General features: G+C 37.5%; 11 protein-coding genes and 1 pseudogene. 4 read left to right on the plus strand and 8 right to left on the minus strand.

Going from position 1 to position 14,807, the window contains the following annotated elements; translation table 11 throughout:
- Positions 1 to 198: pseudogene (locus AC1DQW_RS08995) on the plus strand (IS110 family transposase); the annotation flags it as partial.
- Positions 199 to 951: 753 nt separating this feature from the next.
- On the opposite strand, the gene AC1DQW_RS09000 reads toward AC1DQW_RS08995, so the two are convergent.
- Together AC1DQW_RS09000 and AC1DQW_RS09005 are read right to left on the minus strand one after the other, a co-directional pair.
- On the minus strand, positions 952 to 1,368 hold the full coding sequence (locus tag AC1DQW_RS09000; protein WP_477453781.1) for an acyl-CoA thioesterase: 417 nt from the start codon (positions 1,366 to 1,368) through the stop codon (positions 952 to 954).
- Between the two features lie 273 nt (positions 1,369 to 1,641).
- Positions 1,642 to 1,824, minus strand: coding sequence for a hypothetical protein (locus AC1DQW_RS09005; RefSeq protein ID WP_477453782.1), 183 nt, complete (start codon positions 1,822 to 1,824; stop codon positions 1,642 to 1,644).
- Between the two features lie 138 nt (positions 1,825 to 1,962).
- Between AC1DQW_RS09005 and AC1DQW_RS09010 the strand changes: the two genes are divergently transcribed.
- Positions 1,963 to 3,981 (plus strand): M13 family metallopeptidase, encoded by a 2,019-nt coding sequence (locus AC1DQW_RS09010; protein WP_477453783.1) that lies wholly within the window; start codon positions 1,963 to 1,965, stop codon positions 3,979 to 3,981.
- A gap of 283 nt (positions 3,982 to 4,264) precedes the next feature.
- On the plus strand, positions 4,265 to 7,489 hold the full coding sequence (locus AC1DQW_RS09015) for a phosphoribosyltransferase-like protein (RefSeq protein WP_477453784.1): 3,225 nt from the start codon (positions 4,265 to 4,267) through the stop codon (positions 7,487 to 7,489).
- Between the two features lie 270 nt (positions 7,490 to 7,759).
- Here AC1DQW_RS09015 and AC1DQW_RS09020 read toward each other — a convergent pair whose 3' ends face one another.
- The 5 genes from AC1DQW_RS09020 to AC1DQW_RS09040 form a co-directional block, all read right to left on the minus strand.
- On the minus strand, positions 7,760 to 8,839 hold the full coding sequence (locus AC1DQW_RS09020; RefSeq protein WP_477453785.1) for a hypothetical protein: 1,080 nt from the start codon (positions 8,837 to 8,839) through the stop codon (positions 7,760 to 7,762).
- 148 nt (positions 8,840 to 8,987) lie between these two features.
- Complete coding sequence (locus AC1DQW_RS09025) at positions 8,988 to 9,395, minus strand: TlpA family protein disulfide reductase (RefSeq protein WP_477453786.1); 408 nt, start codon at positions 9,393 to 9,395, stop codon at positions 8,988 to 8,990.
- Positions 9,396 to 9,872: 477 nt separating this feature from the next.
- Positions 9,873 to 10,394, minus strand: a complete 522-nt coding sequence (locus tag AC1DQW_RS09030; RefSeq protein ID WP_477453787.1) for a hypothetical protein — start codon at positions 10,392 to 10,394, stop codon at positions 9,873 to 9,875.
- Between the two features lie 28 nt (positions 10,395 to 10,422).
- Positions 10,423 to 10,923, minus strand: a complete 501-nt coding sequence (locus AC1DQW_RS09035; RefSeq protein ID WP_477453788.1) for a hypothetical protein — start codon at positions 10,921 to 10,923, stop codon at positions 10,423 to 10,425.
- A gap of 165 nt (positions 10,924 to 11,088) precedes the next feature.
- On the minus strand, positions 11,089 to 12,552 hold the full coding sequence (locus AC1DQW_RS09040) for a TlpA family protein disulfide reductase (RefSeq protein WP_477453789.1): 1,464 nt from the start codon (positions 12,550 to 12,552) through the stop codon (positions 11,089 to 11,091).
- A 400-nt stretch (positions 12,553 to 12,952) separates the two neighbouring features.
- Here AC1DQW_RS09040 and AC1DQW_RS09045 point away from each other — a divergent pair, with 400 nt between their 5' ends.
- Entirely contained in the window at positions 12,953 to 13,813 is an 861-nt protein-coding gene (locus AC1DQW_RS09045) for a hypothetical protein (protein WP_477453790.1), read from the plus strand.
- 7 nt (positions 13,814 to 13,820) lie between these two features.
- Here the strand turns inward: AC1DQW_RS09045 and AC1DQW_RS09050 are convergent, their stop codons facing one another.
- Positions 13,821 to 14,573 carry a polysaccharide deacetylase family protein gene (locus AC1DQW_RS09050; protein ID WP_477453791.1) on the minus strand — a complete coding sequence of 251 codons (753 nt, stop codon included), beginning with the start codon at positions 14,571 to 14,573 and terminating at the stop codon, positions 13,821 to 13,823.
- Positions 14,574 to 14,807 lie beyond the last annotated feature (234 nt).

A 14,807-nucleotide genomic window follows, 5' to 3' on the forward strand; every position in this document is an offset into this window, starting at 1 on the left:
CTTAAACAGGAGCTTAATCAGGCCGCTAAAACGGCCGTCATTCATGACCCTGAAATTCGTGCATACGCAGAACGCTTACTCAAAAGAAAAGATTACTCGCTAGTGCTTAACAATGTAAAATTCAAGTTGATCCTTAGAATGTTCTCTTTAGTGAAAAGAGGTGAAACCTATGTGGAGAACTATAAAAGAGTCGCCTAAAAACAACTCTTTTAAATAAAATTTGGATATATCGTAGACCTATAATACGAGTGGTAAAATCCGGCGACTCTGAAGGGGGAAGACGTTTTAAATGATTTGTCATCCTGAACGGAGTGAAGGATCTATTCGCAGGCTGTGCAGGGCGAAGAAGCATGGTGAATAATAGATGCTTCACTGCGTTCAGCATGACAAAAGACCTTTTTGTAAACACGTCATGGGTAGGAACGAAGCAATCCCAAACTGTACAGAGCCGCTATTTGGGTGCTAAATTACTTTTGTTGTAACGGACAGCATCGGCCCGCTCAATTGCCGCGGGAGGGCTGTTACTTTGAAGCCGCAAAGTAACCAAACGGCTGTCAGCAGAAATGCTTCTTTGCGCTCGGGGCCTCTGCCCTGCAAAACGGGCAAAACCTGGGCTGGAATTATTTTGCCCCGGTGCGCTTAGTCCACGCACATGCAAAAACTTCCTATGCCCTGCAGCCGCACAGCCCCGCATTGTTTTGCCCGTTTTCGCCCGAAGCCTGTCTGCTGACGGTTTAGGGGAAAACGAGCGCTTATAGGGAACGAAGCACCCGCAAACTATACCGATGAAAAACCCGCAAAGTTATAAGCCCCGGCCTCTGCGATTCCGGTCTCGGGAGGGGCGGAGGGGGTGTTTCAATTCAATATACCAACTGTTTGTACAACAAATTAATTCCTTGCCCCAAATGTCCCTCTCCAAAAATCTCAAATCTCATATCTCACATCTCAAATCTAACTTTCCAGTACAGGAGCGTCTTTGATTTTCTCGAGTATTGATGCGGGCAGGTAAGGCCGTCCGCCGGTTGCGGGTACGCAGGTGCCGGTGAATACGGCTTTGGTCATTACCTTATTATTAAAAATGATGGATTGTTTAAAGTGCAGTTTGGGTAGGCCTGCCTTATCAGTATATAGCGTGCAGGTAACCGAAAATTCATCGCCTTTTTTTAACGACCGTAAAAAACTGATGCTGTAGTTTGATAGCACCATATGAACACCGTTTTTAGCCTCGGTTTCAAAATCAAAACCCAGCACTTCCCTGATATAATCATGCCGGCAGTATTCCATATAAAACGGATAGTATAAGCCATCCATAATTTCCTGCACATCTATGTGCTCTTCCTTTGCAACGTAAGTTTTTGAGTATTCCATTGTAGTCTATTTTAACAGGTAGCAGGCAAATATATAGCAATCTGCTGTATGGTACCCCACCATTTCTGTCTCAAATCTCATATCTAACATCTCAAATCTAAACAGGGCGTTTCCCCGCCGGTAGAAGCGGGGTCGTGCTTTCCCCTCATACGCCTGCAGGCATTACGCTCATTGGCCGGTATCCGGTACAATCACTTACGCGAAATTGGGGTACTAAAAAGCCCGGTGTATGGAACATCCGGGCCGGGTAAATTCTTTAATATACGTATGCTTTCAGCTACGAAGATTGTGAAGCTGCTTATCAATCTCTTCATTGCTCATTTTGGTTTGGATTTTTTGGCGCAACGAAGATAAGGTAGAAGGCTTTTTTATCACCTTAATGATATTAAGTTCTTCCAGGTCTTTCAAAATTTTGCAAGCCTTTTGATTGGTTAATTCTATAGTAAGTCTCTCCATATCAATATTTTATACAGCAGCAATTTTCATTTGCATTATAAAGTTAGTGATAATTATTTTGTTGTAAGATATTACAACTTCAAAGTTTCATTCTGCTACGTATTGCTAAATTATTACCTTTAAGCAAATTGACTGTTTATGAATAAAGTATTTTACCTGTGTGTAGCGTTAGTTGTTTTGGGTGCCTGGAAATACCAGGATGATCACAAAAAAGGTTTTGTTGATGTTGCCGGGATCGACTCCCTAATAAAACCCGGCGATAATTTCTTTCGCTTTGTTAACGGACGCTGGTACGATACCGCAAAAATTGCCGCCGATCAATCGGGCGTGGGTTCGTACAGTTTCATGAACATTCCGCAAAAGCTGCTGCTGCAAAACATCCTGGATAGTGTTTCAAAAACTAAGAACCCTATGGGCAGCATCGACCAGAAGGTAGGCGATTTTTACGCTTCGGGCATGGATACCGTAACTATTAACCAACGCGGATACCAGCCCATTAAACCAATATTGGCGGATATTGATGCTATCGCCAACATACCATCACTCATCAAATTTGTAGCAGCGCAACTAAAAACAGGGAACACCCTAATTATTGGCTTTGATATTTATCCGGATAACAAAAACAGCAGCATCAATATTGCCCATGTTTCGCAAACCGGCATTGGTTTGCCAGAAAGGGACTATTATTTTAAAACAGATTCATCTACGCTTGGCATTCAGCAGGCCTATAAAAAATACTTAGGCGCCCTGTTCCAGTTAACCGGGAGCAACCCCGCCGCCGCCAAAAAATATGCAGATATTGCATACAGCATCGAGCAACAAAACGCGGCATCGCATAAAACAAATATCGAATTAAGGGATGTTAATGCAAATTACCATAAGGTAGCCATTGCAGCCATCAGCAAAACACAGGCTAATATAGGCTGGCCGACATTGCTTGCCGAACTGGGTGCAACAACCGACTCGGTTGATATGGGCCAGCCCGCTTATTACGATAAGTTAAACGGACTGTTGAAATCAGTATCCATAACCGACTGGAAAATTTATTTAAAAGCCGCCACCCTCCAAAACTACGCCGAAATACTGAGTAAGCCATTTGTAGATGCCTCATTTGAATTTAATAAAGTATTAAACGGGCAGGCCGTACAAAAAACACGCAGGCAAATCATGACGCAAAACGTCGACAGTTATTTGGGGCAGGCTTTGGGGCAATTATATGTAAAACGATACTTTAACGAGGATGCCAAAAAACGCGTGCTGGTATTGGTAAACAACCTGCAAAAATCCTTCGAAAACAGGATCAATCATCTCGACTGGATGAGCGACAGCACCAAACAAAAAGCAAAAGAAAAATTATATGCTATCACCAAAAAATTAGGCTACCCCGATAAATGGCGTAATTACGATAAGGTGCAGATTACCAGGACCAAATACTTCGAAAATATCCTTTGGCTTAAACAAAACGACTATCAATTTCAATTAGCCAAACTGAACAAGCCGGTTGATAAAACAGAATGGGGTACAACGCCATCTACGGTTACTGCTTATTACAATCCGTCGTTTAACGAGGTTGTTTTCCCGGCGGGTATCCTGCAATTTCCTTATTTCGACTTTTCGGCAGATGATGCCATCAATTATGGGGGTATCGGGATGGTAATTGGCCATGAAATGACGCACGCCTTTGACGACCAGGGCGCGCAGTTTGATAAGAACGGTAACGTAAAAAACTGGTGGACAAAGGAAGATTATCAAAAGTTTAGGGAGAAAACAAAACAGGTAGCTAATTTATATGGTTCGTTTACAGTTTTAGATACTGTGCATATAAAGGGGGCGCTCACATTGGGCGAAAACACCGCGGATAATGGCGGGATTGCTATTGCCTACGACGCATTTAAAATGACGGAACAGGGAAAAGGTGTCGAAAAAATTGATGGGTTTACGCCAGATCAGCGTTTCTTTTTATCTGTTGCACGCATCTGGAGGGTAAAAACAAGAGATGAGTTTCTTCGTACCTACGTGAATACCAACCCGCATTCGCCGGCCATGTGGCGTGTAAATGGCCCTTTAATGAATTTCGCGCCGTTTTATAAAGCATTTAACGTGCAACCGGGTGATAAAAATTACAAGGCGGAAGAGCAGAGAGTTAAGATTTGGTAGGAAGGAGCCTGAAGAATCATTTCCTCAAAATTAGCCAACTACGCGCACAAGCTCCAGTGAACCTATAAATCGAGGCTTAGTAAGCTACTTATTATTGCGTTTACTTATCAGCGGGGTACACGCGTGTACCAGCGGGAACATCGCAGCATAGTGTTTACTTGTCAGTGGGCTATACGCGGCACGCGTGTGTTAGCTGAGGGCGTTTTAGCTGATATAAAAGCATTTAATTATGTATTTATTTATACATTACAACACTTGCAACTTTTAATCTAAATCTTATAAAATGGAATTGTCAGCTATCAGCCAATCTAATGAAGAACACTTTTATCTGAGTAATATTGACACATTTATATTAGAACTAAAACTCAAAAAGGCACCAATTAAAGAACGTGATATAGAAATATTTTTTTCCGATTTTGAAAGAACGGTTTTGCTTGCTTTATATGGCAATGAGTTAGTGAATATGTCAGTTAATTCTATCTTCGAAGAGTCGATTTCAAACCCAAATAAGAGATTTATAGGAATTTGTTTACTGAGACTTTGGAGCTCGGACGAAGATATTATAGAAAAAAGTCGCCCTTTTAAACATAAGGCTATTAAGTTATTAGACGCAGTGTTTGATGGCAATTTATACAAGGCAAAGGAATTGAATCTAAAAGCGAGCGACCAGACATTTGCAAAATCAAATAAACTTAAAAATTTTGTCAGAGACTTAGAAGAGAAATTCGCAAGTATACAGAACTACAATTTAGATTCAATAAGTTCCATTGATGGATTCAAAAAAATGTTTTTGAGCACCTTGAGGGGGTCAGAACTGAAATCACTTGTTTATTATTTTTTACCTAAAGACGTAAATTCTAGCATTGATAATATTTTTAATAAAATAAAGGATTATTTAATAGCGTCGTCAGATTATAAAATAAATTGCTTTTCACTGTTATCACAGGATATCGAAAGGGTGACCGACCCAGATCATTTTCAAACCACATTTTACAACACAACACTTATAGTAGATGTTTTTAACAAAATTCAAAATGTAATCAGCAATGATTTCTACAACTCGCCGTATAGTAAGCCAGCGGAGTTAAAAGTTGAACCTATAAAAAAGAAATATCCATTTTCGCAGATAGAATACGAATTTAAGTTAGGACTCATTTTATCGAATTCAGGCCAGGGACATGCTTTTGATGTTCATATAACGGTTGAAGATGTGTCGGGGTATGCACAAATAGAAACAGAAAGGTATATTGGGCTTTTTAAATTTGAAGATACGCTAATTGAGTTTAAATGCAAAATGCTTAAGCCCGTCAAGGATGTAATTGTGTCTGTTTCAATTATATGGTTGAACTTTGATAGAAATCAAAAGACATTTAAATGTGATTTCTTGTTAGATGGACAAAGGGATGATATTAATTGGGACCAACTAAACTATACAGAATTTTACTCAACGGAAGCAGTTGATTCTGAAGATGAATTGGTTGGGCGTAGGGAGATATTAACATCCTTAATAACTAGGATTGAAGGCAAAAGAGTGAGTTCATCTTTTATTTATGGACAAAGACGAGTGGGGAAAAGCTCAATTGTAAAAACTCTTAAAACAGAGTTAGAGAAATCTCATGCCGATGAAAATATTGTATTTTATCAAGAGACAGGAGATTACAAAGACCCAAATCCCAATACAACAATTAATCAGTTAGCAAACAATATTTGTAGTTTCATTCGCAACTTCGATAGTCGTTTAGTCCATATTCCAATTCCAGAATTTAGGGGAGCCTTAAGCCCTATATCTGGTTATCTTGAACAAATATCAAAAATTCTTCCCAAAAGTAGGATATTGATAATCTTAGATGAATTTGATAAAATACCGGTTGAACTGTACAGAAAAGGTGAGATAGGTGATTCTTTTTTTGATACAATACGTGCTATTAGTAACAAAGGACCTTATGGGTTTTTGTTGGTTGGTGGAGAACGTATGGAATATATCATGAGAGATCAAAGCCAAGAAATGAATAAGTTCAAATCCATCAGGGTAGACTATTTCGACAAAAAAAGACTTTGGACTGATTTTAAAGATCTGATAGTCAATCCAATACATGAAAATTTTGAAGTTGCTGATGATGCGATAAGTTATTTGTACGAATTCACCGCAGGTAATCCTTTTTTTACAAAAGTTGTATGCGAGGAATTGTTGGGGCTAATGGTGGCTAGAAAAGATAACCATATTACGAAAATGGATGTGGAAGAAGCTAAAACTAAGGCAGTAGAAAATGCTGGCGAACAAATATTTGCTCATTTTTGGAAAGATGGTATTCGTGATTTTATAGTTAACGAAGAAGAAGTTTCATTGAACAGGAGAAAGCTATTAATTGCTTTGACCCTTGTGTCAAGTACTGGAAAAGAACTTACAAGTACGAATATCATAGACCAAGCCGTCCGAATGTCCTTGCAAGAATCAGTTGCAATTTTAACGTTGAACGAATTCGTAGATAGAGACGTTCTAATAGTAGACGGAAACCGAATAGATTTTAAAGTCATATTCTTTAAAGATTGGCTACTTGCTGGAGGAATCGAAAAACTGCGCACGACACTATTAGAAAGTGATCGATTAGACCATGAACTGATGACTAACAAATTGGCGGAAATCAAAGCAGAGGAAATTATGTCGCTGACAAAAGATTGGGTTCCTTACCGAGGCCAAGAAGTTACTACAGACAAAGTCAGAAATTGGTTAGAACAGTTTGGCGATAATAGAAATCAGCGGTTATTATTTAAAATATTGCAAAATCTACACTTCTATACGGATTTCGAGGTCAAAACTAAAATGACCCAAATTTTCAATTTGGTTAAAAGGAGTTTCGTAGAAGCGGGAGCAGTTAGAACAATAAAAGGGCGAGAGTTTACAAGAAAAGATATTGTGATCAGCTATTTAGAGGATACACCCGCGAAGAGTGGGGCAGAATATGCCAAACTATTTTCTGATGAAAATAAAATATTTTTTAAAAATGTCGTTGCTCCAGATAAACTAGATCGATACCTTGATGTTAACAAGAACATCAACTCCGTTATTTTTGTTGACGATTTTATTGGAAGTGGTAGTTCTGCAATAGAAAATATTACTCGACTTGCAGATAGCTTTCCAAAACTTTTTCAGAATACAGAATTGAGTTTTCACTATGGAGTGGTATGCGGCTTTCAGGAAGCAAAGCATAAGATTGTAACCAGAATGAAAAGATTGAAAATCAATTTGGCAGTACATATATGTGACATTTTAGATGAGTCAGATAAAATATTTGAAGACTCATCTAAAATATTTACTGCTCCTGGTGAAAGATATGCAGCAAGAGCCTTATGTCATCATAGAGGCTCTATTCTTGAAAAAAATCACCCGCTCGGTTATGGAAACACACAATCGATTATAGTTTTCCCTAAGACTGTACCAAATAATTCATTGCCAATAATTTGGTCTGAAAACAAGGATTGGAAAGCCTTATTTCCAAGGCCGTTATAAATCACTTTATTGACAAGCAAAAAACCCGTACTTTGTTGGGTTTGTCTCCGACAAACTCGATACCCGTTATGATGTCCCACCCCCTGTTGGTATTGTCACCAACGGGCCAATTATCGTCGGAGGAGTTGGTTTTTGTTGAAGGTTTCAGTGAATTTACCGCCAGTAAAAAAGTTGTTGGGGACAACTCCAACAACGGCGGCGGAATTTGTAGTAGGGCACATTTGGATACTGTAAATGAGATTGCTGTAGGTTGTTTCAACAGTCGAGTTGTTAAAGGTTATTCCTTTTTTCGGCAACAAATGCTTGTAAAACTTTTAACAATTCCCCTGTTGTTCCCAAGCTCATCATCGTACTATCTGGGCTGTGTACATCGATCCCGGTGGATGGGGGCATCCATGAAATTTTCTCGTTGGTGTATGGTAATCCATCACGTCGTAATGGCATATCGGTCAACTTTAAATTTTTCCAGGCCTCAATGGCTTTCATCCTTGAGTCCTCCAAATTTACCAATGAGGGTAGTTGATTACTACTCACCATGCTAGCTATCGCCTTAGAATCAGGTATCAAGTTGCCGGCCCAAACATTTAAAATCTTTATGGCATAATCCCATCCGGTTGAAAAATAACTTTTTGACTTAATTATTCGTATTAACTCCCTTATTTTTAATAAAGTTTGATCCCTGTTTATAGGTCCAGACAATTCAGAAATTGAATTTGAGTATTCAATATAATCAGAGTCGTTAAGGAGTTTATCGAAAATGCTGATGAGTTCAAACGGGGCTTCCGGAACCGAACTTTGAATCGAGGTAAATTCAACTTTTTTATATTGATTAAGGATGCCCTCAAATTCTGCCAAAATCAACCTGCTGTTACCATTTAAAATTTTGGGCCTGATATAATGTAATGCACTGATCGATTTATCGATGTCTAGGGGGACTTGAATATGGTGATTAAAGCCTATCGACATTCTTTTAAAATCGAAATGTATTTGCTCAATACTTTTCACAATCTCCTCTGGTTGATCCTTAAACGAAAGATGATTAGTCTCTTCATGTAACTTAACGTCGAACTCTTTTCTAACGTCATACAAGAGCCTATTGACAATTTCAATTTCCTTTTCGTCGTTTATGATTTTGATTCTCTTTTGGAGCATCATGGGCATTTGTTCAACAGTAGATTTTTCGGGGGAGGATTTGGTTATTACAATACTGGATATGCCTAAACTGATGTATTCTTCCAGCATTTGGGCGAAACATGAAAAATCTTTAACAACGACAACCTCATCGTCACTTTCCCGAATACCAATCCGGGCAATAGGTAGGGGTTCACATAAAATTTCTGATTTTCTCATATTGTTGCCTTTGTTAATAAATGTCAGCAATTATTTTCATCGCTCAAATTCATCAGACAAAATAAAGAGCGCCGCCCCCTTTGGCGCAGTGTTGTGCGGCTGCAAGCGGGAGGATCACTTGTGACTTTTGCAATCACATCGTAAGATTTTATAAATATTGATTGATTAGCACTTTCAATTTTGGATCACTTGGACGTGGCGCATCATCATTTAGGATCTTTCCGTCCTTTCCTATTAATATATAACGTGGAATTGCATTGATTTTATAGTGTTTTACGAATGATGCCTGATCGGCGTTTAACAATAAAAAACTATCACCATTTGCCAGCGCTTCTTCTTTAGCGGCTTTTTGCCAATCATTTATGTTAGCATCGGTAGATATGGCCATGAAAACAATCTTTTTGCCTTTGTATCTTTTTTTTAATAGTGCACTATAAGGCATTTCTGTGCGACAAGGGCCGCACCAGCTGGCCCAAAAATCAAACAAAATCAGGTTGTCTTTATGCTTTTTGATAATAAGGCTTAAGTCTTGCACAGTTTTACCATCAATAGCCAATAGTTTGTTGCTGCCTTTAGCGTATGTTATTGATTTGCTGTTATCATTTAATTTTTTGGCTGCAAGCGTCCGGTATCCTTTATCTATGCATTGCGTATTGAATTTATTAAGATATTCTTTTGATATAGGCCCCTGCTCCCGCAAGCACTTTTTTTGCGCTGCCGCAAGCCTCCAGGCTTGTGTGCCCGCTGACAGGTAGACGCCATGCTAAGTATACGCCACGCAAATTCCGGATGTTATTATATAACCGGGATTTTTATTTTAAAGCGGGGCGAAAGAGTAATATAAAAAGATCCGCACTTTGTGGGAGTTGTCTCCATAGTCGTTAACCTTACCCCTTTCAGCGCAAGTGTTGTGTGGCTGCCTGCGGGTTAGCTCGATGTGACTTTATTAACAAGCAAAAAAACTTTCCAACAACCAAAAGGCCTCAATAGTTCAACTATTAAGGCCTTTTTACTTTTTTAAATTCAAAGAAGTTTATTCATATAAATGAAAGTCGAGACCATGTTTAACAAATTTACTTTCCTCTTCTAAAATAGATTTATTGTTTTCCAATTCGTTAATCTTCTCCTTTTCTAACAAACGATACCATAGGGAAACAGGAAAGTTTTTGTTGGAATGAATATGCAATCTCAAAATGATCCTGTCGGTCGGCTTTCGGTGTTTCCCAATGATTTGACTGATGGTACTTGCTCCAACGTCGATATCCTTTGCAAAGTCTGTATAGTTCATTTCAAGGCAATTGATATATTGATGCAGGAAAAATCCAAAGTCGTATCGTTCTTCAAACCTGGGAGAAACTAAATAATCTTCCATCAAAAACTTTAATTGCAACAGGCGAGTCTTTGATTTGCTTTCTGCAGATTGTGCATCAGACTTTTGTTTTCTAAATTCACGAAATGCATTTAAAAGATCATCCCGTTCTTGTCCGTTTACAACGTCCGGGAAGACATAAGATTCCGCTAAGTCTTTAAGAGTATAATCTTTGTGTGTGTTCATTGTCTCTGTGATTAAATATAACGAAAAATTATTTCAGATATTTCTCAATTACTCCCCGGCTTATCTGCCCATGGAGGACAAGAATTCCTTCCGGCCTGTTTGGAGTTCTTATTGGAACGAGTTCAAAGCCGTATACGTTAATATAATGTTCAATAAGGTTAGTTTTGGGAATTAGAAAAACATAGCCGTCGTGCCCCCGTTTAATTGATTCCCGGCATGCAAAGGCGATCAGACATCCGCCAATGTTTTCAATTTTTTTGTCTGCCCCAACGTTTTCGATAGCTACTTCCAGTAATTCAATTTCAATCGCGTCTGTTTGAGGATCGGTATGATCAGTGATACACATCAGCCCTAAAATTTCGGTTCCATTTTTAAGCCTTAATTTATAAATTTCTTTGCCTTTATATCGCGACCAATCGAACTTTGCAAACCTATTGATATCTTTTTTTATCGTCTTGAAATCTACTTTTGATATAAGCTCTATTTCTGCTTCAAATTCAACGTCTGATTGTACGTCTTTTACCTTCATTATAATATCACGTAAAATGTAAAGATAATTATAATAATTACATATTTGTAAACTATTTACATTTTTGTAATGCCGCGCTCTTATTGGTATTCCCCCTTTGGCGCAGTGTTGTGCGGCTGCAAGCGGGAGGATTACTTGTGACTTTTGTAATCACATAGTAAGATTTTATAAATATTGATTGATTAGCACTTTCAATTTTGGATCACTTGGGCGTGGCGCATCATCATTTAGTATCTTTCCGTCCTTTGCTATTAATATATAACGTGGAATAGCATTGATTTTATAATGTTTTACGAATGATGCCTGATCGGCGTTTAACAATAAAAAGCTATCACCATTTTCCAGCGCTTCTTCTTTAGCGGCTTTTTGCCAATCATTTATGTTAGCATCGGTAGATATGGCCATGAAAACAATCTTTTTGCCTTTGTATCTTTTTTTCAATAGGGCACTATAAGGCATTTCTGCGCGGCAGGGGCCACACCAGCTGGCCCAAAAATCAAAAAGAATCAATTTGTCTTTATGCTTTTTGATAATAAGGCTTAAATCTTGCACAGTTTTACCATCAATAGCCAAAAGTTTGTTGCTGCCTTTAGCATAGGTCATTGATTTACTGTCGTTATTTAGTTTTTTGGCTGCAAGCTCCCGGTATCCTTTGTCTGTGCATTGCGTATTGAATTTATTAAGATAATCTTTTGATACAGGCACCCTGTTAAGGTTGGCCGAATACAGGGCATTAGCCATTAAGAAATCTTTGGTAACCCCTGTAAACGTTTTTTCGATGAAATCAAATCTTTTTATAAAACTACTGCTGGTGCCGCTAATTGTTTCGTGAGGAGGGTCGCCTATACACATAGCAACAAGATTTATACATGCTACATAATACATTGGATAAGGCATAAATCCTATATTGCTGATGCCTGCTATTTTTGCTGCAATTAAAGTTTTGTACAAATTCTGCTTGTTTAACAAAATGCGGTTATTGTAGTAAAGCAGCAGAGAATCCGTAACAGCTGTGCTTTTTATACAATTGGTGGCTATTTTGATAAAATCATTACTAACCGGAAATTGCCTGGAATATCCGTTTAAAAACTCCAATCGGTTGTTTTTTACATTATTTATTGCTTGCTCAAGATCATGAATATTACTTAAGGTATTTACCTTTTTATGATAAGGCATCAATGTAAATCCATAATAAATGTTGCCTGTTTTTTGAACCAGCTTGCTAAAAAAATGAAGTTCATTGGTTCGTTTTGTATGACCCTGGATATACATTTGTGTAGAGTCGCTTCCCGCATACCTGATATTTATCTTCTCGCCGGGATAAACTAAAAAAGGGGTTTGTTGGGCGTTAGCTTCTATCAATAGCGTTGGGGTATTTAATGGGATTTTGGTATCCTTACCGCTGATATTTGGCATCTGGCTATGAGCTAAGGAATCCAGGTAATAAAAATGCAATCCCGTAATCTTGCCACCTACAGCAATAGGGTTATCAATTGAAAAAAGAACAGCATGGTTTAGTGAATCCGACATGGTATTTTCAACTATTTTATCAGAAGGATGCCGATCGACACTAAAAGAGAACATCATTATTGTCAAAACCCCGGCTACTATGGCCATAATGCTTTTCATATCTTTAAAATTTATTTTTTATAAATGGCTACAATTATTGTTATATAGTTGCAGCCATTTACAGTTTTAGTGCGGTTGGGTAATTAACAACTCCAACAACGGCGCGGAAAACGCCCATATTTGAAGAAGGCATATTTAACTTTTTTTATTTTGCGGAGTTTATCTAATTATATTTGCGATATATTAAAAAAATATGTTAGCAGATATTGATACGGATAGGCGTAAGATAGTTGTATTTATTATCATTGTTATTGTATGTGTTATTGTTTTACTCATGATAGGTAGCTTATCCTATGAATATGATAAGATCGTCGGTCCAAGTACAACTGGTGATAAGAACTGGGATGGACATTAGTACTATTATCATTACTCATTATAACTTTTTATAGCTAATGAATTTATGATCAGAGAGATATTTGCAGATTATTCTCAAAAGAAAAAAAGTTGGTTTAAGCTAAAATTAATAGGTCAGTACAAAAATCTGCAATTTTTAAAAAGAGCGATCAAATGGAAAATCCATATAGCTTTCAACCCGATAATTATTGATAATAATAAATTAGTTAAAAACTCGATCCCTGTTTTAATTAATAATCATAACCGCCTGTTTTCGTTACAAGCACAAATTAAATGGCTTAACTCTTTAAATGACAATTTGTCAATTATTGTTGTCGACAATAAATCAAATTATATCCCATTAATAGATTATTATAAGACTTTAACACAGGTTGAAAATTGCCAGGTAATTTATTTGAATCATAACTCCTGGCTTAGAGGAATAAATTATATAGCAAAGGAGCTTACAGCGTTCCGTAAGCTTATCATAACAGATGCTGACCTAATACCATACCAGGATACTCCTGTTGATACAATTAAGCACCTTTCAGCTTTATTAAATAAATATCCGGATTATAATCATATTGGCCTTTCGTTGGAGATTAATGACATTCCTGATTATTACCCTTTAAAGACCAACGTAATTAAACACGAATCGCAATTTTGGCCGCCGGTTGCGACTGCGTTAGACGCTGATGTGGTGGTTGCTGCTGTTCATTCTACCTTTGCAATGTACCGTAATAGTTCTGTGTTTAGTTTAAGGGAGCCTGCCTTGAGAACACAGCGACCATATACAATGAAACATGTAGATTGGTACATAAATCCCGATAATATATCAAAAGAGTATCTGCATTACGTAAAATACTGCCAGCCGATAGCATCGTGGTCGCAGGAACTTAAGGCAACAGTAAACATCTTAACAAATTAAAAGTAAATCACAAAGCCTTAAATTTAATTTGTAAATCAATAAGTGTGTTTATTATGTTTTTAAACTCAGGGCTTGTTTCAATATGATCATGAAGTAATATAATTTCATCTGAATCATGATTTCCAAGCCACCTGTTTCTGTTACCGTAGGCCTTTAAATAGTCTTTCGGGTTTTTACTTTCCATTCTTTCCAAAACATTTTCAATAGTTTCAAGCCCCTTAATATTTTGCTTAATTATTGCCCATTCCATGATGTCGAATGTCCAAAGAAGGTCAATATCGTTATTGAATCTTTTACTATTTAAATAAGAATAATTAACATTTTCAAACTGGGGTTTAGTATAGCCTGTCTCTTTTAAGAAGTCTTGTATATATTTTGCCCTTTTCAAATCAGGAAAAGGGAACATTTTAAAATTCTGCCCCAATTTTCCGTCTCCCTTGTCACCGTAGGGAAATCTGAACCATTTTTCATTATAATCGCATCCCGCATTTAGATAAAGTGCTGTTATAATTTCATCCGTTTTAGCAATTTCATTACAGGCTTCTTTTAACGAAATCGAAGAAAAATGAGGATGACTATAAGAATGATTTTGAATTTTAAAGCCCATCTTTATAGCTTTAATTACCGCATCTGATTGCGCCTCCAAATTTTTCCCGATACAAAAAAACACAGCCGGAATTTGCAGCGCATTTAAATAATCGCAATGCTCTAAAAATTTAGATGAGGGTGAGTCATCAATAGTGAGGTAAGATATTTTCAAGAAAAATTGACAATTTAGAATTAATAAAATTAATAATATTTCACCATTAATTATCAGAATGTTGTGTGGCTACCTGCGGGTTCGGTCACCCCGCCCTTATTGATGTTCTCCTGCCGTTTCCCATAGCAACAAGGTCTCCGTTTATAATTGTCAAAAAAACAATTATAATAACATCGAAATGCGTTAGCCATACCGCGACATAGCGCTTTAAAAGAATAACAAATTTTTATTTTT

The organism is Mucilaginibacter sp. P5_A4 (genome assembly GCF_056400605.1).

Coding starts and splice junctions, on each gene's coding strand:
- AC1DQW_RS09045 (WP_477453790.1), top strand. CDS start 12,953: ATGATCAGAGAGATATTTGCAGATTATTCTCAAAAGAAAAAAAGTTGG.
- AC1DQW_RS09030 (WP_477453787.1), bottom strand. CDS start 10,394: ATGAACACACACAAAGATTATACTCTTAAAGACTTAGCGGAATCTTAT.
- AC1DQW_RS09000 (WP_477453781.1), bottom strand. CDS start 1,368: ATGGAATACTCAAAAACTTACGTTGCAAAGGAAGAGCACATAGATGTG.
- AC1DQW_RS09010 (WP_477453783.1), top strand. CDS start 1,963: ATGAATAAAGTATTTTACCTGTGTGTAGCGTTAGTTGTTTTGGGTGCC.
- AC1DQW_RS09035 (WP_477453788.1), bottom strand. CDS start 10,923: ATGAAGGTAAAAGACGTACAATCAGACGTTGAATTTGAAGCAGAAATA.
- AC1DQW_RS09040 (WP_477453789.1), bottom strand. CDS start 12,552: ATGAAAAGCATTATGGCCATAGTAGCCGGGGTTTTGACAATAATGATG.
- AC1DQW_RS09015 (WP_477453784.1), top strand. CDS start 4,265: ATGGAATTGTCAGCTATCAGCCAATCTAATGAAGAACACTTTTATCTG.
- AC1DQW_RS09020 (WP_477453785.1), bottom strand. CDS start 8,839: ATGAGAAAATCAGAAATTTTATGTGAACCCCTACCTATTGCCCGGATT.
- AC1DQW_RS09005 (WP_477453782.1), bottom strand. CDS start 1,824: ATGGAGAGACTTACTATAGAATTAACCAATCAAAAGGCTTGCAAAATT.